Source organism: Oerskovia merdavium, from assembly GCF_014836755.1.
Lineage (GTDB): Bacteria > Actinomycetota > Actinomycetes > Actinomycetales > Cellulomonadaceae > Oerskovia > Oerskovia merdavium.
Window position 1 is genome coordinate 1 of record NZ_JACSQF010000033.1, and the last position, 22,038, is coordinate 22,038.

Here is a 22,038-nt window from a genome sequence, read left to right on the forward strand (position 1 = left end):
AACTTTGCTGGACGCCGGGTCTTGTACGCGGGCTCCCCAGACGTAAGCGCTGTCCGTGATCCACTCCGCGATCTGCACCATATCCATCCTCGGAGGATAGACAGCCTTCCGGCTGTCGCATCCGCACAGATCGCCGGCGCCCGCCGCCGAACTCCACGAACGATCTGGTGCGACGACGACGGCTCAACGACCTTCCTCATCGGCCATGACCGGCCCGAGGTCGCCGTGAACTGGCTCAAGACCGTCCCTGGCCGCAGCGGGTTCTTCGACCGCGGCTGCACGACGGGCGCCATCGTCCACGTCCCGCTCTAAGACCCACCGGTTTGGACGGTCGGGGCGCTGCGTTGGATGGTGCGGTACATGGTGGCGCGTGAGATCTCCTCCCGCTCACCAGGACTCAGGTGCCGCCGCTGGGGCTGCTGCTGGTGGTGGTCACATCTCGTCGAGGATCTTGCGACGCAGCTGTGCGTGCTCCTCCTGGGAGATCAACCCCTCCTCGGCAAGTTCAGCGAGCTCACGCAGCCTGGCCGCGGGCGTCGCCCCCTCCCCCGGCGCGTCCGAGACCGGCACCGGCCACTGCCCCTGCGGCGTGCCCCACGGGTCAACGCCACCGGGGGCCGGTGCACCCCACGGGTATCCGTCGGAGGGCGCATCCTGGGCCGCAGGCGTACTCGCCGACGGCCCGGGCATCGGGTTCGCTAGGACCGCGTGCCCTGCGGCCGCGAGCAGGTTCGCTGCCCGGATGGCGCTCGAGGTCGGCGGATCCATGTGCAGGGCGTACGTCGTGGCGTCGGTGACGATGGTCAGGTACACGTCCCCGCGCTTGTTCGAGTACAGGGTGTTCAGGCCACCGGTCGCGACCGCGCCCAGCCCGCGCCCGAGCGCGGACTTCTTCGTGACGTCCGCCGAGCTCTCGATCCCCAGCAGCCGCTGGTAGGGCGCGTTGCGCTCGGAGGCGAACAGCCCGGCGACCTTCACGTACCCGTTGGAGTAGATGTAGACCATCTTCATCCCGAACGTACCCGACTCGACCCGGCGCCCGTACCGTTCGGCGTCCGCGGCATCCTGCGCCACGCGCGCGGCCGCGTCCGCTTCCTTCGCCGCTGCCTTGTCCCGCGCGCCCTGCACCGGGTTGACCAGGCCCGCGTCCAGCGCCGCACCGAGCACCTCCTCGGGCACCGGGGCGCTGCGCACATGCTCGAACGCCACCCGGACCAGGTCCACGTCGCCCTTGTCCTGCGTCTTGAACGTGATCTCCGCGCCGTCCGAAGTGAGCACCGCGACCCGCGATCGCTTGGGGTCGTACGCCACGTGCGTGATCGCCGGCAGCGGCGCGGCGTACTTGACCTTGCCCTCGCTGACTGAGACCGCGACCACGCGAGCGTTGGTCACCACGAGCAGGTCGACCATGGGCCGGAAGTTGAGCAACTTGACCAGCGCCTGGACCTGCTCCCCCTCAAGCAACGCGACGCCCGAGAGTAGCTTGACGACCCGCTCAGCCTTGATCCCCTTGCCCAGCTCCATTGCCAGCTCCCCTTCATCCGATCGGTGCGAGCAGGCTATAGCCCACTCAAGACACCCGGCACACACCAGAATGCTCGCAGCGCCGATCAAGGGGACACTGCCAGTCGTTGCGCGATTCAGGCTTCAGGCGGCCTGCAGGAGGCGACCGATCGCGGCGATCACCTCACGAGAACTGACGGGTCCGCGTCCTCTCTCGTGGCCGAGGCAGGAACCGCGACGGGCTCGATCTTGAGCCCCATTGAGCAGTACCTCATCTAGCTGTGGCCTGCACCGCTCCCCCCGGCAGGGACTGTCCGTTCGGCATCGACGAGCTGATCTCTGCCATCAGAGAGCAGCGCCGCCAAGGCTCGACCAGTCTCATCGAGACTCCATGGCGCCGGAGGCCGCACTAATCACCTACGCACGCCCGTTTGAGCGGCGCCATTCATCCAGCGCCGCCTGCCCCTCGGCGAGGCGTCGCTTGAACCACTCGGGCTGGTGTTCGGGATCGCGTGGGTACTTCTCCTGCTCCTGGACGTACAACGTCGGCTCGATCGGAAGTTCCCAGTTCGGCTCGGTGTCGTAGTTGTACTTTGCCGTGACCGCTCCATCAGGCGTGACCTTCACCTCCAAGCCGAACCAGGTCCCCTTGCCCTCCTGGTAGCAGGCCCGGCGCAGTAGCGCTTCCGAGTGGTCAAAACTCGGGCCGGTCTCGTGGATGTCGTTCGCGGGCCCGAGCGGGGATGCGAACCGACCGTCGGGCCGAACGGACCAAAAGTCCGCTTCGCTAAACGGCCCCATCCATCGCGAGACGAAGAGCACGCACTCGTCGCCATCAGAAAGCAACGCCGCCAATGATCGACCAATTTCATCGAGAGCTTCTTGCTGAACGATGAAGCTTGGAACTTCAGACATTCCTCCACCTTGCCCTCTGAGTCTTACCACCGTCGACTCTGTATTCTACGGCATACGCGATTGGGCGCAGGTCGCCAGGGTTGTACGCCTTTTTTATGTCCACCTCGATGGTCGGGTGTGGACCAGGTCCGTCAGGTAAGAGTGCACGCCAGTGCTCCTCGATTCGGTAGAACGAGTTGGGGAAGTTCTGGTTGATCTCGCGCAGCTGGGCGGTGAGGTTGATGTACTCGCCGCCTCCTCCGAACACTGTGCCGTAGGAGTGGCCGCCGTCATAGCCGTCGCCGCCTTCCTTGCCAGTCTTGGCTTGGACGGACTCTGACCGTAGGGCGTCGCCGCGGGAGAGTCGGTCGGTGTGGGCCAGGACAGTGCGGGCTTCGCTGTCGGTGACGAAGACGTGCGCGTAGCTCGGGCCGGGCTCGGGGTGGGTGACGTTGGGGTGCACGACGTACGTGGTGTTCGGCATGGGCTTGTGCAGGTCCCAGTTGAGCGGTTGGCCTCCGTACGTTGCTTCGACGTAGGTGATGGTCGCGGTGTGGTCGGTGTAGAAGTCGCCGCGGCCGGGCACGTGGTAGACCGTGTTCGGCTCGAGGCCGCCGTTGGCCTTGACGAACTTGCTGTCGAGGAAGGTGGTGCGGGGGCCCGGTGCCTGGGGGCCTTCGACGGTGATCGTCTGCGCGACGTCGGGGCGGGGGTAGTCCTTCGCGCTGGGGGGCCAGTTCTGTCCTTCGCCGGTGTGCGTGCCTTCGCCCCCGCCGCTCTCTCGGTCGGGGTTCGGGGCGTCGGGGTCGCCCGCGTGGCCTGTGGGCTCTGGGGAGGTCGGTGGTTCGTGGGGTCCGCCGCGCCCTGGGCCGGTGGGGATGTCAGGGCCGGCAGGTCGTGTGGTGCCCGTGGTGCCCGGCGGCTCGGTGATGGTGGTGCTGGCACCTTCGGGGCGTGGGTGGGGGCGCTCGGTCGTGATGGTGTTCGTGGCGTTGACGTCGCTGCGCGCGGTGACGTCGCCGGGGCGCGCGCCGACGCTCGCGAGCTCGCGCTCTGGTGCTGGCGCGGGCGCTTCGATGGGGTGTCCGCTGGCTCGGTCGGCGTGCGTGGGTTCGTGGGTTCGTGGCGTCCAGTCGTCGTACAGCAGCGACTCGGGGCCGGTCCCGCGCGGGGTGCCGGGTGCTGCGATGCCGGACGGGTTTGCGTGGGGGCCCGGGCGTAGCGCGTTGTCGGGGATCGTTGCCGGGCCGAGCAGATCGGGGGCTTTCGCGGCGGCGTTGGCGATGCCCGCGGTGCCGTACCGGGCGCCGGTCGCGGCCGTGTTCACGCCCACGGCAACGGGGCTGGCCCCAGCACGCAGGACGGTGGCGGTGCCCTTGACGGCGAAGGACCCGAGCGGAACCACTGCGTCCGCGACGCCGGCGGCGACGGTCAGGGTCCGGGCGCCGCCGACGGTCTTGGCGCCGGCTCCCACGGCCCCGGCGGCGGGGATGAAGAACGTGCCGACGTTCAGGACGGCGTTGGTCCCAGCGCGCCACGGGTTCTCACGCCACTGGTGCCACCCGTCCTGTCCGGCCATGGCGGCCGCGTAGTCGTACCCGACCAGGCCGGTGACAGCGGTACCCACGACGTCCTGGCGGTCGCGGGCGAACTGCCCGAACGCGCTGTCTGGCGCCATGGCGCCGGCCGCCACCGCCAACGGCGAGGTGACGAACGCGAGCGAGCCGACCAGGTTCCCGAGGCCGCCCCACGTCTGGCCGGCAGTCGCCCCGGACCACCCGGTGTCCGGGTGGTAGCCGGCCAGGCTCGTCACGCCCCACAGCAGTCCGCTACCGAAGTCGCCCATGCCGTCCGAGACCGACTCTTGGGCGCTGCGCGTCTCATCGACGGGCGCGCCCCAGCCGAGGTTCCCTGAGGCGAGGATCTGGTCGCTGGTCGTTGCCTGGTACGGGCCGCCCGCGATCGAGAACAGGGACAGCGCGGGCGCGTGCGTCATGGAGATCGCGTTGGCTGCTGACGTCGAAGCGGTCTCGAGCTGCTCGAGCAGGCGCGCGTACTCCCCCAGCAGCGCCTTGTTCTTCTCCACGCTCGGCCCGTGCTCGTTCCAGGGCACGACCACGTCGAGCTCGAGCAGGCCAAGCGTGGGCATGCGCGCGATGTGCCCGATGATCCCGGCTTCGTCGTACGCGCTCGTCTCGACTCCGTACTGGACCTTCTTGCGGAACACGGCTGCGCGACGCTCGAGATCCGCCAGGAGAGGCTTGACGTCGTCGACCTCGTCCGCGAACCCCTCCAGGCGTCCAGCGATCGTCGCGAAGGTCCCGTCGATCGTCTCGGCCTGCTGGAGCGCTGGGGCCATCAGGCCCAAGACCTTGCCCGACTCGGGTGCCTGGTAGACCGGCGCGAGTCCATCCCACCGCGTGCTGATGGTCTGGGTGTGCCCGGACAGCGACTGTCCCAGGGCTCGCAGGCTCGCCGCGGAGGCGCGGACCGGTTCGGTGACCAGGTCGCTGGCGCGCACGGGGAACAGGTTCGGGTTGATCAGCGCGTCCTCGGCGAAGCACATTGGTGGCTGGCTCATGACCGCGCTCCTTGCGTGAAGTACGTGAAGTCGCCGCTGGTCGCGGCGTGAGCGGCCTGGTCCTGCATCACGGCAGCCATGTCGTTCTGCCCGGCGTCGTAGTACGCCGCGGCGGAAGCCACTCCGACCTGCCCGGCGCTGACGTGGTCCTTGACCGCCCGGACGTTGCCGGCCTGGGCGCCCAGCGCCTCGTTGACCGCGTGCGTCACGGCGCTCAGGCGGGCGGGGATCCCGGCGAGCCCGTCGAGGACCTGCGTGAACTTCGCCGGCCCGGTCTGCTCGTCCAGGACGTGCGCTTCGCTCGCGACCGCATCGAGCACGGCGCGCACCCCTTGCGGGTCGATCTGCCACTGGGTCACGTCAGTTCCTCTCCTTCACGACGCCGCCCACGGCCCGCGCGACGAGCAGGGCAAGGTCCCGCCCTCGGGTCGGGTCCCCGTAGGGGATGGTCACGTCTGTCCAGCACGGCCACTGGCCGCTACCCTCGCGCAGCGCGTGGTCGGCGTCTGCCCGGGCGCCGATGGCGCGCGTTGCGTAGAACGTGGCGACAGCATCACCGGCCGGGTCCAGGACCAGGCGCACCCCGGTCTCGTCGACGTCGACGACCAGCGCTGCGGGGATCGCGTGGTCCGCGGCGTCGCTCAGCGCCTGAGTCTCCAGGGGCGCGCGCGTGAGCAGGACGAGCTCGGTAGGCATCAGTGCACTCCGGGTGCGGTCGTGGCGGCCGGGGTGCGAGGGGTTTCGACGCGCACCAGGACTGAGGGGGCACGGGCCGGCCCCACGCTCGTGACGTCGAACCGTTCACGCAGCTCCTCAAGCCCTTCCCCGAGGTCGACGATCGCGCGCGGCCCGTAGAGCTGGGCCAAGGGCCGCTCGGGCTGCCGGGCGCGGGCGTGCTGGACGAGATCTTCGGGCCGGTCACCGGCGTCGTACTCCACGAGCGAGACCGACGCTGCGACGATCGCGTGCTTGCGGGCCAAGTCCGCCAGCGTGCGCCCAGCAACGTCGACAAGGTCGCCGTGAGGCACCCCGACGGGCGCCACCACCCCGCCCAGGACCCGTTCCAGCAGGCCGGTGCGGGTGCGGTCGACCGTGAGCTCGCAGAACGTGCCGTCGGCGCTTCGGGCCCGCACGATCTGCGAGTGCGCCATGCCGGCGCGCACCAGGTCGGTGATCCGGGCGGTGTTCCACGGCTCGAGCAAGGGCTCTCGTGTGTCCCACCGGTCCAGGGGTGACCCGCCGAGCGATGTGACGGCGTCCTGGGCGAGCGGTCCGATCGTCGTGGAGTCGCTCGCTCGGTGGTGGGCGCGGACCTCGAACGCGAGCACCTGCCGCGGTTCGACGTGCCCGGCCGCGCTCCACGGCCCGTGCGGCTCGGGGGCCGGCGCGGTCCACAGGTCGGGCAGGTGCGCGATGCGGCGCCCGGTCAACGCGTCGTACGTCGCCCGGTCGCGCGCCTGGACCGCCCAGAACCCGCCCGCGCGGGCCATCGCGGCCGCGACGAACGGGCTCACGCGCGCGTCCACGCGAGTGAGTAGGACCGGGCGCCGGGCCAGATCGAGGGCTTCGGTGATGAACAGCGCGAACGGGACGGTGTAGCGAACGCTGACCGTGCTGGTCGCGAAGACCGCGAACCCCTCGCCGAGCTCGTCGATGACCGGGTGGACGTACCGCACCGGCCTCTGGGTCGACGCGGCGTGGTTCGTCGCGGTCATCGTCCGGGGCCCTGGCGCCGACCGTGCGGTGCGGCGGGGCGCCCCGTCATCCCGGGATCGAGGACGCGGCCTGCTGCAGTGCGCGCCGGGCGATGTCGTCGTTCGTGGACAAGGACGTGCGGATCGAGGTGATGATCTGGCGCACCTCGGCCCCGGCCTGGTTCCACTGCTGTTCCATCGCGGCGTACCGGTCCGAGACGCCCTCGGCCATGTACGCGGCCATCGCGGCCTTGACGTCCTGGTCACGGCGCGCGAGCGCTGCTTCCAGAGCGGTGGCGACCCGTTCGAAGTTCGCCTGGGCGGCCTCGGAGGAGGCGATGTCGAAGTCGTTGCGGTCCATGAAGTTGCTGGTCATGACTGCCCCCTTCAGGCGCGCGGCGCGAAGCGCGAGGTGTCGGCAGCGGAGAAGTCCGCGCTGCCCTCGGCGCCGCGGTGCGCTTCAGCGCCCTCGTCGGCGGCCGTGCGGAACGCGAGGTCCTGAGCCGAGATCGACTCGGTGATCCCCACCAGGGCGTTGTTCAAGATCACCGCGACCTCGTCGGTGCGCTCCTTGAACGAGATGAACTGCGCCTTCGCGGCACCGTTGAACGTGCCCTCGAGCGGCTCAGCGGCCTGCGAGAGCTGGCGCACCAGTGCGCCCAGGTCGTCGGACTCCGCGGACGTCTTACGTCCAAGGACCGACAACGCGTCGGCTTCCATGGCGAACTTCACGATCGTCTCCCCCTGCGAGTTGTGAACGAGGGCACACGCTAGCGGGGTCTGCGGCTACTATCAACGCCGCCCCTGGTGTGTCTTGCCAGGTGGTACTCGCCGCGACGTCGGCGCGGGGGCGACAAGGGGGAACGACACGATGAACGCTGCTGTGCGCACGGATGGCCCAGACCCGGCGCAGGACGAGGGAACCGGGGCCACGTCCCTGAACCTCTACGGAGTCCGGCGAGCGAGCGCCCCCCGCCGCGCCGCAGCTCTTCTGACCGACCTTGCCGTGCTTGGTGCCACGGCGACCGCCGCGGGCTTGGCGCTCGGCCCGTTGGGCGCGGTCGTGGGCGCGGTCGCCGGCGCCGTTGCGGGCCCTGCGGCGCTCACGCGGACCGGTTCAAGCGTGGGACACGCTCTGTGGGGGCTGCGGGTCGTCGATGAGCGCACCGGCCTGCCGCCCACGCTGGCAGCCATGACCCCTTCCCGGCTCGTGGTCGCGGACACCCGCGCGGGACGTGATCCGCTGCGACTGTCCCCGGTGGCGCTGCCCCAGATCCAGTGGACCCCTACCGCCACCGCGCCGGGCGCGACCGCGGCGCCGGCCCAGTGGCTGAAGCTGTTGGCGGACGACGGCTTCACGTACGTCATCGATCGCCCGACGATCGTCGGGCGCCGGCCGGTGGACGAGTCAGGGAACTACACGCCGCTGGTCCTGTCCGACGTGAGCCGGTCCCTGTCGCGCACGCATGCGGCGTTCGTGCCGGGCGACGGGTTCATCTTGGTGCTGGACGTCGGGTCGGGAAACGGCACGAGCATCGAGGTGGGCGGCGAGCGCGTTGCGCTCCCCGCGGGCCAGTTCGCGCACGCGCCACTCGGGGCCAGGGTGCGGATGGGCTCGCGCCACTTCGACGTGGTCGCCGCATGAGCCAGGCTGACAAGACACTCCTCGAGGCGACCGGGGTGCGGCGCGAGCGTCTGGCGGCCGCCCTGCTGCACGGCCCGGTCACCGCACGCCGCAAGGTGCCCTCTCCCGTGCGCCGGTTCGCGGCCTCGGTCGTGGTGGCCGCCGTGGCAGGGGTGGGCTGCGTGGGGTACTCCCTCGTCGTGCATCTGCTCGATGAACGCCGCCAGACCCAGGCCTTGGACTCGCTGCGGGCCGCGATCGCCGCGAACCCTGCGACGCCGGCAGGGATGCGCGTCGATGAGGACAGCGGGTACTGGCGAGATGAGGACGGGGATCTGTTCGACCCTCGCACGGGGTTCCCGATCGATGAGGACACCGGCCTGGCGGTCGACCCGCAGGGGCGCATGGTCGACGTGCGCACCGGATGGTTCGCGGACCCGGCGACCGGCCACCTGACCGACCCGAAGACAGGGACGCGTGTCGATCCCCGCACGATGAGCGTCCTGGAGGACGACCAATGACGACCTACACCCGCGTCACGGTCCTGGCCGGTGACCGCAAGGCCGAGCTCGTGGTCCCGAACTCCCAGACGGTCGCTGCCCTGATGCCCGACCTGCTGCGTCTGCTCGAGCATGCCCCGGCCCCGGTCGCCTTGACGCGCGCGTTGGGCACCCAGCTCGACCTGTCCCGCACCCTGGCCGACCAGGACGTCGAGGACGGGTGCGCGTTGTGGCTCACCCCCGTGGACCAGGCGCCAGCGCCGCCCGAAGTCACCGACATCACCGACCTGACCGCGCAGCAGCACGCCGCACGCCCAGATCTGTGGACGCCAGGGTGGACCTTGGCGCTGGTGACCGTGGTGGCCGCGGCGATGGCGTGGCTGACCGGCCATGCATTGCTCGCCGACGTCGGGCACACGCCCGTAGCGCTCACCGGCGCGGGCGTCGCCGTCGCCGCGACCCTCGCCGGGCGCCGCGGCCAGCGTGCAGCGGCGATCGCGCTTACCGGCGCGGGCGCCGGTGTCGGCCTCGCGCTGGGACCGGCGCTCGTCTCGGGACAACCGGCCCTGATGGCTGTTGCCGCTTCGCTCGCGCTGGCCGCGGGCGTGGTCGCAGTGGTGAGCGTCGCGGGCCTGGGCGAGGGGGGTCTGGGCGGCGGGGCCGGGGTGGGCGCGGCCCTGGCGCTGGGGCTGGTCGTACCGACCTTCTGGGGCGCCGATGCGCGCGATGCGGCGGCGGTGGTCGCGGTCATCACCGCGCTCGTGCTCGCCCTGGCTCCCGGCCTCGCGATGACGCTCAGCGGCCTGGCTGGGCTCGATGACCGGACTTCGGCCCGGGACGAAGCACCTCGGCCGGACGCGGCCCGCACGGTCACCAGCGCCTACCGGGCCCTGACCGCGACCACGGTCGCCGGCGCAGCGCTCGTCGCCCTGTGCGGCGCGCTGCTGGCCGGGCCCGGGCCCTGGGCGCGTGCGCTGGTCTTGCTTCTGGTCCTCACGACCGCCCTGCGGGCACGGGTCCTGCCGCTGGTCGGGCAACGAAGCGCGCTGGTCGTGGCCGCAACCACGTTGGCAGTGGTTCAGGTCCTCAGCGCGGACGCCGCGACCCAGGTGACGTTCGCGCTGGCGGTGCTCGCCGGCGCCCTCTACTGGGCGCTGGGCAACCCGTCGCGCGTGCTCCGTGCCCGGTTGAACCGGGCCGGGGACGTGATCGAGACGATCGCGCTCGTCGTGCTCGTCCCGGTCCTGCTGGGCTACCTCGGGGTGTTCGCCGACCTCGCCGGGGCGTTCTCGTGAGCGTGGCGAACGTGCTGCGCGCTGCGGCGCCGTGGCGGGTCCGTGAGCTGACGCGGCTGGACGCCGACCTGGGACGGCGGCACGCGTTGAGCACGCGGGTCGGGGTCGTGGGCGTGGCCCCGGGCGTCGGGACCTCGACGGTCGCCGGGACGATGGGTGCGCTGCTGGCTGAGCGTCGCGGCGACCGGGTCCTGGCGGTGAACGCTGCTGGGCCCGGCGGGCCGGGCCGGTCGCTGTTGTGGCACGCGGGCCTTGAGGACGCGCCGGCGTCGATGCACGCACCGGTGCCCGGTGAACGCTTCGAGCAGGTCGCCGCGGAGTTGCCTCGAGCTCGCAGCGGCGCATACGGGATCGAGCTCGGGACCGACGAGCGGGCCTGGTGGACCGTCGTAGCGCCTCGCGCGCGGTTCTTCGACGTCGTGGTGTGTGACTGGGGTGCGCGCTCGTTGGGAACGTTGGGCCCGGTCGCGGCGAGCAGCTCGGTCGTGTGCGTCGTGGCGCCCCAGCAGATCGGCGCGCTCCAGCTCGCGGTGAATCTCGCCGGCGCACTGGACGCGGCCGGGGTGGCGCCCGTGGTCTGCGTGACGGACCTCGAGGGGCGCACACCCGGCGGGATCGCGCAGATCTGCGACCTGCTGCCGTACCCGGTCGCTCGGTTCTCCCACGAGCGAGGCCGGCGCCGGCCCGGGCGCGCGGTGACGGTCAGCGCGCACCTGTCCGCGATGCGCGCAGCCGCAGCCGTCCTGGCGGCAGCCACCACGACACAAGGCGCCGCTCAGGGTCCAGCAGGAGGTACAGCATGACGGTCCGCGAACTGCACCGCGTCCCTCGGACCACGGTCCCCCTGACCCGCCCGGGCCGCGAGGCGATCGCAGCCCCTCCCCAGCTCAGCGACGGCGCCGGCAAGACCCCGGTGCACTTCCTGCTGCCGGTCGTCGGGGCGCTGTCATCGATGGTGATGATGGTCGTGCTGCGCAACGGGCAACCGCTGTTCCTCGTCGTGGCCGCCGCAGTCTTCCTCATCGCGGTCGTGGCCGGGGTCGCGGTCGCGATCTCCAGCCGCGGCCAGGAACGCAAGGCGAACACCCAGCGCCGAGAGCGCTACCTCGACCACCTCGAGACGCTGCGCGCTGACCTGCGCGAACGGACCACCCAGGTGCGCGCCCACGCGCAGGCCGTGCATCCGGCACCGGGCGCGCTCCTGGCACTGGCCAGCGACCCGGGCCGCGTGTGGGAACGACGCCGCCACGACGCGGACTTCCTCACGGTGCGCGCGGGCACCGGCCCGGTGCCGTGGTTCTCCCTCGTGCTGGAGCCCGCTCCGCCGATGGAACCGTACGACCCGATGCTCGCCGCGGAAGCTGCCCAGCTCGTCGAGCACGGCCGCCACGTGGACGCGATGCCGGTCCTGGTCGACCTGACCAACGTCGCCGTGATGACGATCGTCGGACCGGTCGCGGACGCACGTGCCAGCGCGCGAGCGGTGGTCCTGGCGCTCACGGCGACCCACAGCCCGGACGATGTCCTGCTGGCCGCCGCGTTCGCGCCCGACGCAGCGCCGGAGTGGGCGGGGCTGGACCTGCTGCCCCACGCGCAGGATCCGCGCCTGTTCGACGGGCCGGTGCCCGCGCGCCGTGTCGCGCCCGACGGGCCCGCGCTGCTCGAGGTCCTGGGGCACGAGATCACCGACCGGCTCGCGCGGGCGAAGTCCTCTCGCGGGCAGGAGGTCGACCAGCCGCGCCTGGTCGTGCTGTGCGATGACCACGGTGCGCGCGCCACCTCGCTGCCACTTCCTGGGCGCGCGTTGGCCCGAGAGCTGGGCATCACCCTGATCCACGTCCTGTCCTCGCTCGCGCATGAACCTGACGAAGTCGACGTGCGACTGACGATCGACCCGGACGGTGGCAGCGTGACGACGTGGCCGGGTCGCCCCGAGCGGTCGGTCCAGCCGGTCCGCCCTGACCTCGCGTCGCCCGACCTGACGTTGGCGACCGCTCGCGCGCTCGCGCCGCTGCGGATGCGCGAGGTGCACGCCGCGGTCGCCGGCGGGCCGGGCCCCGAGGTCTCGGGCGCCGCGACGTTCCTGGGCATCGAGACCGTCGACGACGTCGGTGCGCACCGGTGGCGGGCCCGCTCCCCCGAGGAGCTGTTGCGGGTGCCGTTCGCGACCGACGACCTCGGCAAGAGCGTGTACCTCGACCTGAAGGAAGCCGGGCAAGGTGGCATGGGACCGCACGGCTTGTGCGTGGGTGCGACCGGGTCGGGCAAGTCCGAGATGCTGCGCACGCTGATCCTGGCGCTGGCTACCACGCACGGCCCGCAGGACCTGTCGATGATCCTCGTGGACTACAAGGGCGGGGCCGCGTTCGCGCCGTTCGCTGCGCTGCCGCACGTGGCCGGCCTCATCGACAACCTCGCTGACGACCCGCAGCTCACGACGCGGGCACGTGCGTCGATCCAGGGCGAAGTCGTGCGCCGCCAACGTGCCCTGAAGGACGTGGGGGCTGCGTCGATCGGGCACTACCGGCGCCTGCGCGAGGACCGCCCGGACCTCGCGCCGCTGCCGCACCTGCTCGTGGTCATCGACGAGTTCGCCGAGCTGTTGACCGCCGAGCCAGAGTTCACCGACCTGTTCCTGCAGATCGGTCGCATCGGCCGCTCGGTCGGGATCCACCTGCTGTTCTCCAGCCAACGCGTGGAGGCGGGCAAGCTGCGCGGCCTGGACACGTACCTGTCCTACCGCCTAGGGCTGCGCACGTTCTCCGAGAGCGAGTCCCAGACCGTCCTGGGGACCACGGACGCGTTCTCCCTGCCGTCCCTGCCCGGGTACGGGTACCTGAAGGTCGACACGAGCCTCTACACCCGCTTCCGCGCCGGATACGTCTCGGGTCCGGTGCCGCGCGAGCGCGCCGCGGCTCCTTCAGACGAGCGCCCTCGCGTGCTCGCGTTGCCCACGTACAACCACCTCGCTGCGTCCCAGGCCTCCGGAGACCGGGCCCAGCCGCCCGGGCCGCGTCTGACGTCGATCGAGACTGGCCCGACCCTCATCGACGAAGTCGTCACGCGCCTGGTCGACCACGACATGGCGGTGCGCCCGGTGTGGCTCGAGCCTTTGCCCGACCGTCTGGCGCTGGGACGTGTCGTGGACACCGAGACCTCTGCCGGCCTGAAGGTTGCCGTAGGCCGCGTCGATGACCCCGCTCACCAGCGACAGGACCCGTGGACGGTCGACCTTGCCCGCGCCGGCGGGCACCTCGCGATCGTCGGCGCCCCGCACGCAGGACGCACCACGCTCCTGCGGACCCTGGTCACCTCGCTCGCGCTCACGCACACCCCGCGGGCCGTGGCCGTGTACGGGATGGACCTGACCGGCGGGGGCCTGTCCGCCCTGGAAGGGTTCCCGCACGTGGGCGGCATCGTGACGCGCTCCCACCGTGACCGGGTCGGTCGCCTCATCGAGGACCTGACCGCGACCTTGGCGACCCGCGAGCGGGTGTTCCGCGAACGAGCGATCGAGTCCATGACGCACCTGCGCACCGTGCACGAGGCTGGCCGGGTCCCCGAGCTGCCCGCGGCGGACGTCGTCGTGCTCATCGACGGGTTCGGCGCTGTGCGCACCGACCTGCCCGAGCTCGAGGGGCCCCTGAACGACCTGATCAGCAAGGGGCCCGGCCTGGGCGTGCACGTCGTGGTCGGCCTGAACCGGTGGAACGAGCTGCGGATCGCGCAGCAGGCCCTGTTCGGCACCCGCATCGAGCTGCGCGTCGCGGACCCCGCCGAGTCCGTCATCGACCGCAAGCTCGCCGGGACGATCACCGCGGACATGCCCGGGCGCGCCCTAACGCACGACGGACTTCTCGCGCAGGTCGCACTGCCCGTGCTCGACCTCGTCGAGCCCGACGCGATCGGGACCGAGCTCCACGCGCTCGCCGCGCGCGTGGCCGCATCGTGGAACGGACCCTCAGCCGCACCGATCCGCCTGCTGCCCACCCACCTGAACATCTCGACGCTTCCCGACGAGATCGACGTCCCCGGCGCGATCCCCCTGGGCCTGCGCCAAGACACCATGGACACCGAGTACTGGGCGCACCTCGACGACGACCAGCACCTGCTCGTCCTGGCGGACACCAACGCCGGCAAGTCGACCGTCCTGCGCACGATCGCGGCCGGCCTGGCCGCCCGGTACACCGAGGACGAGCTCGCGATCGCTGTCCTGGGCACCCGCGGCCAAGTCTCCCCCGCGGTCCCGGCAGACCTGCTCGCCGCCGACGCTCGCACCCTGGACCAAGCTCACGGGACTGCGCTGTCGATCGCCGCCGAGCTCGCCAAGCGCCCGACCATGTCGCCCGACCTCCGTCAGCGTGCCCCGCGCATCGTGGTCCTGGTCGACGACCACGACATCTTGGCCGCCGGTGGGCACGACCCGCTGGCGCCCCTGCTGCCGTACCTGCCCTCCGCGCGCGACCTCGGACTGCACGTGATCCTGACCCGCCCCGTCGCCGGCGCGTCCCGAGCCCTGCACTCCCCCGTCCTGCAGTCGCTGCGCGACACCGGTGCCGCGATCCTGCTCATGTCCGGCGACCGGACCGAGGGCCCGATCGTCGGACGCACGTACGCCGAACAGCTCCCGGCCGGCCGCGGACGCTACATCCGCCGCGGCACGGCGCCGTTCATCGTCCAGGTCGCCCACGCGCCCGCGACTGCGGCCCCCGTCCCCGTCCCCGTGGGCACAATGTAGGTGCTGGGATCCACTGGGATCACTGCTCGCCCATGAAGTGGCCGTTGTCGAGAGTCACGGTCGTGCCCGCGGGCACGTTGAACGCGGCGACGGTCCCGTTTCGGTTGATGTGGAACCGGGTCGAGAGGCCGTCGGCCCCGGTCCCGGCCTCGAACAGCGTGATCGTGCGCGCCGGGCGATACCCCTCGGGCAGGATCCCGAGCACGTTGCTGCTGGTGTCCGCGCCTACGGCATTGCCGGGCCGGCGCGTACGGCACTGCCGCCCGACGCGAGCCCGGCACGGTGAATCCAGCGGGCGTCAGATCCCGGCGAGGTTCGCGAACGTGGCGTAGTCCATGACGCTGACCCCTGCGTTGCGGGCAGCGACGACCTTGCTGGTGCGGGTGAGTGCGTCGGGTACGACCAGGACGGTCGTCTTCGCCGAGACGCTCTTGGTCACGACCATGCCGGCGTTGGTCGCGTCCTGCTGCCACTGCTCGCGGGTGCGGCCGGCTCCGGCGCCGGTGAAGCAGACCGTGGTGCCAGGTGCCAGGGTCGCGGGAGCGGCGAGGTCGACGGGCACGTACGCCTCGGGGGGTCGGGCTGCGAGCGGGGCCACGGACGGCAGGCCTGCGGCGATCGTTGCCAGGTCCACGCGCGCGGGCGCGTCCTGGTGCCACATCTCGGTCCACCCGGTGATGCGCCGCGTCATCGGTTCCCCGGTCACGGGCCAGGGACGCACGAGCGCGAGAGCTTGCGCCTCAACCCAGTGCGCCTGAGCGCGGTTGGGGACCGGGATGAGGTCGATGAGCTCGCCGCCGTTGCGCACGTGCTCGAGTAGGCGCGCGTCGTTCCCGCTGTTCGTGATCCCGACCTTGAAGCACTCCCACGCAGGGAAGTGGAACAGGTACACGCGGTGCTCGGCCTGTGGGTCCGCGGCGCCGTCGCACACGTAGCACGGCACCTGGTCGAGGTTCAGCTGGCGCAGCGCCACGCGGCGCGGAGTGCCGCAGCGCGCACACGTGGCTTCCTGAACGGTCTCGACGCCGGGCTCCGGGTTGGCCAGGTGCATCCCGCGGGTCGCGAACCCGAGCGCGACGTCCTGCGCGCACGCTCCCTTGTTCCGCGCGTTGCACGAGGTGCACGAGCACCAGCGCCCCTGCATCTCGGCACCCATCCTGCCCGGCAGCTGCACGGACTCGTACCCGCACAGGCGGCAGCGCACGATCACCGGCGACATCCCGTCGTTGTGCTCTGCGGTGTCCACGACCAGGTCGTGGTGCAGCAGGTCGAACATCGCCACGGTCCGCTCCGTCGGCCACCACCACCGGTCGACCTCGGCGCGTGCTTCCGGGCTCACGGCGAGGAGCTCCCCGACCTCCGGTGGGACCGGGTCCAGGGCCAACAACGGCCCAAGGGTCACCGCGAGCTCGCTCTTGTGCTGGCGTTCCCACCGGGCCCACTTGCCCCAGAAGCACACGCGGCACACCTTCTCGCCGTACCCGTTGCCGTTCTTCTCCAGGACATACTCGAGCCGGTACGCCAGATGATGCCCGCACTCCAGGCACCGCGAGCGCCGGTGCGCACCGCGCGCAGTGAACGGCTCGACGGGCTCCAAGCCCCCAGCACGGTAGATGTCGTCGATGCAGGGCACGCACCACGCCGGGAGCTTGCGCGTCGTGAACGCTGCAGTCCTCCCGCACCCAGGCGTCGAGCACTGCTGCGGCGCGCCCATCAGCGGGACCAGGTGAAGATGTCGTCCTTGGTCACGGACAGTCGCACCTGCCCATCGGGCAGATCCTCGCACCGCAGCCCGACGGTCTCGACCCACTCCTGGAACAACGTAGCCACCTCCTCAACACCTGGCACCTGCTCACGGCGAACGCGACCGGTACCCGCAGGAAGGGGCGCCAAGAGCTCCACGAACCGCTCCCAGTGCCCACCGACCATCCGCTCCCACAATGGGTCACGCGCCACGACCGCAGGCAACTCAGCGCCACGCCCATGACTGACCGCATCGGCGGCCGCAAGCGCGAAGTCCTCCCACGCGTACCCACACACCCGCTCGAGCTCAAGCAGCACGTCATCGCCCGGCGCCGGCTCCGCCATCATCCGCATCACGCTCACCAGCCCCGACCCCCACGCCCGCAACGTCTCGGGCAGGTCAGCAACCTTCGTCCACAGCGACGGGTCCTCACGCTCGCCCCCCAGCGCGCGCTCACTCTGATAGTCCTGCACGACCCGTTCAGCCACGCGCACGAGCCTGGCCCGCCACGGCGTCGCCCGGTCTTGGACGCGCTGAACAGCGTGAACGTGCAGGCCCTCCTCGGTGACCAGTTCCCAGGCCGCGCTCTTGCCTCGCCCGTCCTCGACGAACAACCCCGCAGGCACCAGGACATCGATCCGGCCGTCCTCCCGAATCACCGCCCGCGCGTCCCCGGGTGCCAGCTCCCTCGCGGCGACCTCCGTAGGCGCCGGCACCGCGGGGCGCTCGCGGACCGAGCGGTCCATGTCCCCGGTGACGACCAACGTCACGCGGTCGGGCAGGTGCGCGAGGAAGTGCAGCGCGTTCGCACACCACGCAATGCGATCCGGCATTGCACCGCTTGCCGGGTCCACGCCTACCTCCTCCGGGGTGGTGTGCTCCAGCAGCATCTGGACCTGGCCGTCGCTCACGGTGCTCGTCATGGTGAACAAGATAGGGCCCCGGCTGTACACCGATCGCCAGGTCATGTCGCCACGGGCCCCTCCGCACCCGTCGACGCGGGCTCGGCGCCGGTGCCGTAGAGGGGAACTGCGGGACCCAGACTTCAATTGCACCGCTCACACGTCAGAGATTTTCAGCCTTGACAACAACAAAGGCCCCTCTTTTGGGCAACAAAAGGCCAGGCAGGCCGCTATTCCGCCTGCATTGTTTCGTTTTGATTACGTCGCCCCCTGCACGCCCTTTCTCGACTACGTTGAACTCGTAATGCAGGACCGTTTCCTAACTGATCGGATCACCATGAAGTCTCTGTTCAAGGCGCTCGGCGTCGCGGCCCTCGCGATTGGCTCTTTCGCTCTGTCGAGCCCCGCAGTGGCCGCCGTCGAGCCCGCGCCCGTCGCGGTCGTCGAGCAGGCGGCACCGGCCGCCGCCCCCTCCACTCCCGCGCCGGCCCTAGCGCCGGCCCCGACCCCTGCGGCGGACCCGGCGCCGGCAGCGACCACGTACGCCTCAGACCTGGCGCGCGGCCTGTGCAACTACACCGGAAGCCACCCGCGCATCCAGCCGGGCGCGGTCGGGGCCCCGGTCGTGCACCTGCAGTGCCTCCTGCGCAACTACTGGGGGTACACGAACCTGGCGGTTGACGGAAGCTGGGGCCCGGCCACGTCCGACGCCGTTCGCTCGTTCCAGCGCGCGCAGGGCCTGGACATCGACGTGATCGTCGGACAGCTCACGTGGGACAAGCTCCACCCGTGATGGCATCGCCCGCCGAGAGGGCGTTCCTCTCGGCGGGCGGCACCGCGGTCAACAGGTCCCGGAGCACGTCACCAGCTCATGTACTCCACGATCGTGCGCAGCTCGTCGCCTCGCTTGGTGTCCGCGTGCAGCTCGATGACGACCCCGTCCTGCGGCGAGAAGACCAGGCCGCTGGCACCGTCCGCGGAGACCTCGTTCACGAACGCCTCCCGGCCACCGACCTTCGTGGGTCGCGGGTCGTCGAACCAGTTGATGTCCAGGTACGAGTCGATCGTGAGGCCCGGGATCTTGGTGACCGTCACGTTCACCTCCTGCCCGTCAGGTCCAGCGAAGCTGTGGGAGGAGTACGAGCCGCTCTCGTAGCTCGTGTCGCTGTCCGTGAGCGCCGGGGTCGGGTTGAAGCCGGCCGGCAGGTAGCGCAGCGACAGGCCGTCGAGGGTGGCCACGACGGGGACGCCGGCGGGGGCTTCGTCGAAGCGGTATGCGGCGGTCGCGGTGCTGGTCGTCATCGAGGGGGCGACGATCGAGGGGATGGTCACCGCGCCCACCGCGAGGACTGCGGCTACCGGCAGTCCTACGGCGATGCGTCGCACCCGGGTGTGGCGCCGGTGTGAGGCGCGTACGGCGGTCAGCGTTGCGGCGGCGTCGAACGGGACGTCGTGGGTGGCTGAGGCTGCTGCGCGCTCGAAGTCGGTGCTGTTCATCGGGAGCCTCCGAAGATGGTGTCGTCAAGGGTCACTGCTACGGGAGTGGGCGCTACCGCTGCCGCCGGTGGGCTCTCGTCGTTCCACTCGGGGAACGATGGGCCGCACAGGTCGCGCAGGCGGACCAGCGCATGACTGGTCTGGCTCTTGACCGTTCCGGTCGAGCACCGCATCATCTCGGCGGTCTCGGCCACCGAGTGCCCCTGCCAGTGCCGCAGCACTACGGCCGCACGCTGCCTGGGCGGCAGCTGTGCCAACGCGGCCAGGAGCACGCCTCGCTCGTCAGCCGAGCGAAGGTCATCAGGAGCGGCCGGATGCTGCTGATCGTCAGTCAGATGAACTGGCGCGATCGCCTTGCGCACGCGCCTGCGCTGCACGAGACGAACCATCGTGGTGCGCACGTACGCCGCCGGGAACTCGATGTTCCTACGTGGCCAGCGCTTCAGCGCTTGCTCGAGCGCGTCCTGCAGCAAGTCCTGAGCCGTGTGCTGGTCTCCTGTGAGCAGCAGAGCGGTACGGAACAGCGCGTGGCCCTGCTCTTCGACGAACGCATCGAAGCCGCCATTGTCGGTGCCCATCGGCACCTCCTTTCCTCACCTACATAGAGGCAAGCGCGCGCTGATCGGTTGCATGCGTGTTCAACTCCCCCGCCACCCGTTCCCCACAGGCCAGGTCCAGACCCACGGAGCAGCGGCCCCCTCGCCCACCGTAGAGCCCTTCGCGGCCCACCCTGCCACCGCGACGCGTGTGACAGCGGGGCACGCCATCCGTGCCCGCTCGAGCTCGCATCACCGGTGGCGACCGTCGACCGCTCGTACGTCTGCGACACTCGTCGCCATGAGCGTGAGCCGTGACCTGGAGACGGCCGCACTGGCCCGCCTGAGGCGCACAGTGGCGGGCTGGATCGTGGGCCTCGTGCTCGCCTTCCTCGTTGCGCTGCCGGCCATGTTCTTCTACGCCATGGGCAGGGAGTCACAGAGCGATGCCTGCAACGCTCCGGCGCGCGTCGTGAGCCTCTGCGACCTCGCCCCGGAACGATTCGGATGGATGGTCACGCTGCTCGCCGCGCCGTTCCTCATCGGGATCCTCATCGCACGCCCACGGCACACCCGGATCTACGTGGCAGTGATCGCTGTCGCTGCGGGCACACTCTTCGCAGCCATGCTCGCCACAGGTGACCCCAACTACCCGATCTTCGAGCTGCACCCGCGACCAGACCAACGCGGCGCCTGACCCACGCTCGTCTCCCGCGGACGCTCCCCCTTGCCCTGAGCCACCCGGGGGTCTATTGCTCTCTCGCGCCCGAAAGTGACGGTGTGCTCCGACAGCCCAACTGAAGGAGACCACTATGACCGGCTTCGAGCTCGTCACGACTTTCCCCCAAGCTGGGGCCTCGTTCTCATGTTCTTGGTGGCGATGGCGCTACCTGTTGTCGGGCTCCTGTTCCTGACCCGCCATAGCGAACTCACGATGCCCGTCGTGCTTGGCTTCATGCTCTCTCTGCTCGCTACCATGGGCGCCGTCCTGTTCGTGTGGTCCGGGTTCACCGAGCGTGACGAGGCTGCGCTGCTCGCCGAGGTCAACGAGCACCACAACGTCACGATCGACGACGTGGACGCGACCACGCCGCGGAACTGGCTCGTCACCCTGACTGACGCCGACGGAACCCAGCACCTGGCCACCCTGCAGATCAAGGCCCTGTACACAGTCCGAGGAATGGCCGACCTGACGCCCACCTCACCGGCCGGGCGCGCACTTGCACCCACTGCCTTCGAGGGGACCGCAACGACGCGGTCCCCTCGAAGCATGTCTGCGTTCACCGCAGCGTCCGCTACCTCGCCCCGCCGCCGGGCGCCGGTGCTACGCTGCTGCCTACCGGCACGGGACGTGCCCGCAGCTCGCGCGAAGGCTCCGCCAGTCCACGCACCACCACTTCCGGAACGATCCGTTGCCTCAGACACCGGCTCGACCGTCATGCGAGCACGGGCATCGAGCCAGGATGTAGATGCAACGTGGACACCATCCGGTACTTCAAGGACTACTCGAAGCGGGCCCTGTGGAACCTGCGCATCAACGGCGAGGCGCACGAGCAGCGCAGCCTTCAGCAGATTCAGCACCAGGTGGCGGTCAGGGCCGGGTTCACCTCGTGGGCGACCCTGCTCGAGGCTGACGAGAGCGAACGGCGCCTGGCCGCAGTGATGCTCGAGCACCCGCGGCTGAACTACAGCGGCCTGGGGTTGGCCTCCTTCAACGCGACCCGCGAGGAGCGCATGCAGTACTTCCGCACCATGCGCGAGACGCTGCGAGCCAACGTCGACCGGGTGGAACTGCTGCGGCATTGGGTCGAGGAGACCTTCGAGCCACGCAAGACGATCTACGACCGCGCCAACAGCTACGGGCTCAAGCACATCGCCGAAGAGGTGCTGCACGCGCAGATGGGCGGGTACGTCTCCAACGGTGAGTTCATCGCGGCCGCTCTGAGCGCGGAGTACACATTCGAGCAGGGGCCCAACGACGAGCCGAACGTCAGGTTCGCGATGCGCGCGGCCGGCGTCAACGCTGCTCGCGCAGCCCGCGACGCCGCGTACCTCGAACGCAGCAGGCCCGACCCCGCGACCTGGCAGACGTCTCCGGGCCAGCCGGGGAGCCCGAGCGCCACCCTCTGGGACCCGCCTCTCCCCTGACCCCTGGTCGACCCAGGGCCAGAGCGCTCCCGCTGGTGACTCCTCTCCACCGCGCCCATCCGCGCCGCCGCACGTCCCGCCGCCCCCGGGGCTATAGGACGCTGGCACCGCGGGCGGGCCGGGCGCTGCGCACCGTAGACAGCGCGAATACTACGCACGACTACTGCTGGTGAAGCGAGCCCTCTCACATCGAACGCCCGCACCGGCACAGTGACAGCAGCAAGCCCGCGAGGGGCCACACCCGACCGGTAGCGTGTGCGCCGTGAGCACAGCCGCCGAAGCGCAACCAGTGACACTCGCGAAGGCCAACGGGACGTTCGGTGCGTGGGTCATCCGCGCCTCATTTAAGGCTTCCGCCCTCTACGACGACCTCGAGGAGAGG

General features: G+C 70.7%; 22 protein-coding genes. 9 read left to right on the forward strand and 13 right to left on the reverse strand.

Going from position 1 to position 22,038, the window contains the following annotated elements:
• Positions 1–312, forward strand: a 312-nt coding sequence (locus tag H9641_RS20410; RefSeq protein WP_225220754.1) for a DUF1214 domain-containing protein, incomplete at its 5' end; no start/stop codon positions are given.
• Positions 313–432: 120 nt separating this feature from the next.
• On the opposite strand, the gene H9641_RS19525 is transcribed toward H9641_RS20410, so the two are convergent.
• The 8 genes from H9641_RS19525 to H9641_RS19560 all read right to left on the reverse strand — a co-directional run bounded on the left by H9641_RS19525 (position 433) and on the right by H9641_RS19560 (position 7,404).
• Entirely contained in the window at positions 433–1,524 is a 1,092-nt protein-coding gene (locus H9641_RS19525; protein WP_191806071.1) for an SHOCT domain-containing protein, read from the reverse strand.
• A gap of 396 nt (positions 1,525–1,920) precedes the next feature.
• Positions 1,921–2,418 carry a hypothetical protein gene (locus H9641_RS19530; protein WP_191806072.1) on the reverse strand — a complete coding sequence of 166 codons (498 nt, stop codon included), beginning with the start codon at positions 2,416–2,418 and terminating at the stop codon, positions 1,921–1,923.
• Positions 2,411–4,978, reverse strand: coding sequence for a DNA/RNA non-specific endonuclease (locus tag H9641_RS19535; RefSeq protein ID WP_191806073.1), 2,568 nt, complete (start codon positions 4,976–4,978; stop codon positions 2,411–2,413). Before H9641_RS19535 ends, H9641_RS19530 begins: the two co-directional genes overlap by 8 nt.
• A complete protein-coding gene (locus tag H9641_RS19540) occupies positions 4,975–5,337 on the reverse strand; it encodes a DUF6507 family protein (protein ID WP_191806074.1) in 363 nt (120 codons plus the stop codon). The genes H9641_RS19535 and H9641_RS19540 overlap by 4 nt, the downstream gene beginning before the upstream one ends.
• A gap of 1 nt (position 5,338) precedes the next feature.
• The gene (locus H9641_RS19545; RefSeq protein WP_191806075.1) at positions 5,339–5,674 is read right to left on the reverse strand and encodes a hypothetical protein; all 336 of its coding nucleotides are present in this window, start codon (positions 5,672–5,674) and stop codon (positions 5,339–5,341) included.
• Positions 5,674–6,693 carry a DUF6177 family protein gene (locus H9641_RS19550; RefSeq protein ID WP_191806076.1) on the reverse strand — a complete coding sequence of 340 codons (1,020 nt, stop codon included), beginning with the start codon at positions 6,691–6,693 and terminating at the stop codon, positions 5,674–5,676. Before H9641_RS19550 ends, H9641_RS19545 begins: the two co-directional genes overlap by 1 nt.
• 46 nt (positions 6,694–6,739) lie before the next feature.
• A complete protein-coding gene (locus H9641_RS19555) occupies positions 6,740–7,048 on the reverse strand; it encodes a hypothetical protein (RefSeq protein ID WP_191806077.1) in 309 nt (102 codons plus the stop codon).
• Between the two features lie 11 nt (positions 7,049–7,059).
• Positions 7,060–7,404, reverse strand: coding sequence for a hypothetical protein (locus H9641_RS19560; protein WP_191806078.1), 345 nt, complete (start codon positions 7,402–7,404; stop codon positions 7,060–7,062).
• Positions 7,405–7,864: 460 nt separating this feature from the next.
• Between H9641_RS19560 and H9641_RS20415 the strand changes: the two genes are divergently transcribed.
• The 5 genes from H9641_RS20415 to eccCa are packed head-to-tail and all read left to right on the forward strand — an operon-like array spanning position 7,865 to position 14,829.
• The gene (locus H9641_RS20415; protein ID WP_225220755.1) at positions 7,865–8,317 is read left to right on the forward strand and encodes an FHA domain-containing protein; all 453 of its coding nucleotides are present in this window, start codon (positions 7,865–7,867) and stop codon (positions 8,315–8,317) included.
• Positions 8,314–8,817 (forward strand): hypothetical protein, encoded by a 504-nt coding sequence (locus H9641_RS19570; RefSeq protein WP_191806080.1) that lies wholly within the window; start codon positions 8,314–8,316, stop codon positions 8,815–8,817. Before H9641_RS20415 ends, H9641_RS19570 begins: the two co-directional genes overlap by 4 nt.
• A complete protein-coding gene (locus H9641_RS19575) occupies positions 8,814–10,091 on the forward strand; it encodes an EsaB/YukD family protein (RefSeq protein ID WP_191806081.1) in 1,278 nt (425 codons plus the stop codon). Before H9641_RS19570 ends, H9641_RS19575 begins: the two co-directional genes overlap by 4 nt.
• Positions 10,088–10,894 carry a hypothetical protein gene (locus tag H9641_RS19580; RefSeq protein WP_191806082.1) on the forward strand — a complete coding sequence of 269 codons (807 nt, stop codon included), beginning with the start codon at positions 10,088–10,090 and terminating at the stop codon, positions 10,892–10,894. The genes H9641_RS19575 and H9641_RS19580 overlap by 4 nt, the downstream gene beginning before the upstream one ends.
• The gene (gene eccCa, locus H9641_RS19585; RefSeq protein WP_191806083.1) at positions 10,891–14,829 is read left to right on the forward strand and encodes a type VII secretion protein EccCa; all 3,939 of its coding nucleotides are present in this window, start codon (positions 10,891–10,893) and stop codon (positions 14,827–14,829) included. Before H9641_RS19580 ends, eccCa begins: the two co-directional genes overlap by 4 nt.
• Positions 14,830–14,848: 19 nt before the next feature.
• Here eccCa and H9641_RS19590 read toward each other — a convergent pair whose 3' ends face one another.
• The 3 genes from H9641_RS19590 to H9641_RS19600 form a co-directional block, all read right to left on the reverse strand.
• Entirely contained in the window at positions 14,849–15,034 is a 186-nt protein-coding gene (locus H9641_RS19590) for a hypothetical protein (RefSeq protein ID WP_191806084.1), read from the reverse strand.
• Between the two features lie 93 nt (positions 15,035–15,127).
• Positions 15,128–16,462, reverse strand: a complete 1,335-nt coding sequence (locus H9641_RS19595; RefSeq protein ID WP_191806085.1) for a BRCT domain-containing protein — start codon at positions 16,460–16,462, stop codon at positions 15,128–15,130.
• Between the two features lie 80 nt (positions 16,463–16,542).
• A complete protein-coding gene (locus tag H9641_RS19600; RefSeq protein ID WP_191806086.1) occupies positions 16,543–17,496 on the reverse strand; it encodes a hypothetical protein in 954 nt (317 codons plus the stop codon).
• A gap of 316 nt (positions 17,497–17,812) precedes the next feature.
• On the opposite strand from H9641_RS19600, the gene H9641_RS19605 reads away from it, so the two are divergent.
• Complete coding sequence (locus H9641_RS19605) at positions 17,813–18,268, forward strand: peptidoglycan-binding domain-containing protein (RefSeq protein ID WP_191806087.1); 456 nt, start codon at positions 17,813–17,815, stop codon at positions 18,266–18,268.
• A 68-nt stretch (positions 18,269–18,336) separates the two neighbouring features.
• Here the strand turns inward: H9641_RS19605 and H9641_RS19610 are convergent, their stop codons facing one another.
• Positions 18,337–18,972: a hypothetical protein gene (locus H9641_RS19610; protein WP_191806088.1), complete on the reverse strand. Its 636-nt coding sequence runs from the start codon at positions 18,970–18,972 to the stop codon at positions 18,337–18,339.
• Complete coding sequence (locus H9641_RS19615; RefSeq protein ID WP_191806089.1) at positions 18,969–19,550, reverse strand: SigE family RNA polymerase sigma factor; 582 nt, start codon at positions 19,548–19,550, stop codon at positions 18,969–18,971. The genes H9641_RS19610 and H9641_RS19615 overlap by 4 nt, the downstream gene beginning before the upstream one ends.
• A 259-nt stretch (positions 19,551–19,809) precedes the next feature.
• Between H9641_RS19615 and H9641_RS19620 the strand changes: the two genes are divergently transcribed.
• Together H9641_RS19620 and H9641_RS19625 are read left to right on the forward strand one after the other, a co-directional pair.
• Entirely contained in the window at positions 19,810–20,205 is a 396-nt protein-coding gene (locus H9641_RS19620; RefSeq protein ID WP_191806090.1) for a hypothetical protein, read from the forward strand.
• Positions 20,206–20,984: 779 nt separating this feature from the next.
• The gene (locus tag H9641_RS19625; protein ID WP_191806091.1) at positions 20,985–21,656 is read left to right on the forward strand and encodes a hypothetical protein; all 672 of its coding nucleotides are present in this window, start codon (positions 20,985–20,987) and stop codon (positions 21,654–21,656) included.
• Positions 21,657–22,038: the final 382 nt, after the last annotated feature.

Bases quoted from the DNA above. Each gene is read 5' to 3' on its own strand.
- H9641_RS19605 (WP_191806087.1), top strand. From the start codon at position 17,813: ATGAAGTCTCTGTTCAAGGCGCTCGGCGTCGCGGCCCTCGCGATTGGC.
- H9641_RS19570 (WP_191806080.1), top strand. From the start codon at position 8,314: ATGAGCCAGGCTGACAAGACACTCCTCGAGGCGACCGGGGTGCGGCGC.
- H9641_RS19615 (WP_191806089.1), bottom strand. From the start codon at position 19,550: ATGGGCACCGACAATGGCGGCTTCGATGCGTTCGTCGAAGAGCAGGGC.
- H9641_RS19620 (WP_191806090.1), top strand. From the start codon at position 19,810: ATGAGCGTGAGCCGTGACCTGGAGACGGCCGCACTGGCCCGCCTGAGG.
- H9641_RS19575 (WP_191806081.1), top strand. From the start codon at position 8,814: ATGACGACCTACACCCGCGTCACGGTCCTGGCCGGTGACCGCAAGGCC.
- H9641_RS19600 (WP_191806086.1), bottom strand. From the start codon at position 17,496: ATGACGAGCACCGTGAGCGACGGCCAGGTCCAGATGCTGCTGGAGCAC.
- H9641_RS20415 (WP_225220755.1), top strand. From the start codon at position 7,865: ATGACCCCTTCCCGGCTCGTGGTCGCGGACACCCGCGCGGGACGTGAT.
- H9641_RS19555 (WP_191806077.1), bottom strand. From the start codon at position 7,048: ATGACCAGCAACTTCATGGACCGCAACGACTTCGACATCGCCTCCTCC.
- H9641_RS19525 (WP_191806071.1), bottom strand. From the start codon at position 1,524: ATGGAGCTGGGCAAGGGGATCAAGGCTGAGCGGGTCGTCAAGCTACTC.
- H9641_RS19610 (WP_191806088.1), bottom strand. From the start codon at position 18,972: ATGAACAGCACCGACTTCGAGCGCGCAGCAGCCTCAGCCACCCACGAC.
- H9641_RS19550 (WP_191806076.1), bottom strand. From the start codon at position 6,693: ATGACCGCGACGAACCACGCCGCGTCGACCCAGAGGCCGGTGCGGTAC.
- eccCa (WP_191806083.1), top strand. From the start codon at position 10,891: ATGACGGTCCGCGAACTGCACCGCGTCCCTCGGACCACGGTCCCCCTG.
- H9641_RS19530 (WP_191806072.1), bottom strand. From the start codon at position 2,418: ATGTCTGAAGTTCCAAGCTTCATCGTTCAGCAAGAAGCTCTCGATGAA.
- H9641_RS19545 (WP_191806075.1), bottom strand. From the start codon at position 5,674: ATGCCTACCGAGCTCGTCCTGCTCACGCGCGCGCCCCTGGAGACTCAG.
- H9641_RS19535 (WP_191806073.1), bottom strand. From the start codon at position 4,978: ATGAGCCAGCCACCAATGTGCTTCGCCGAGGACGCGCTGATCAACCCG.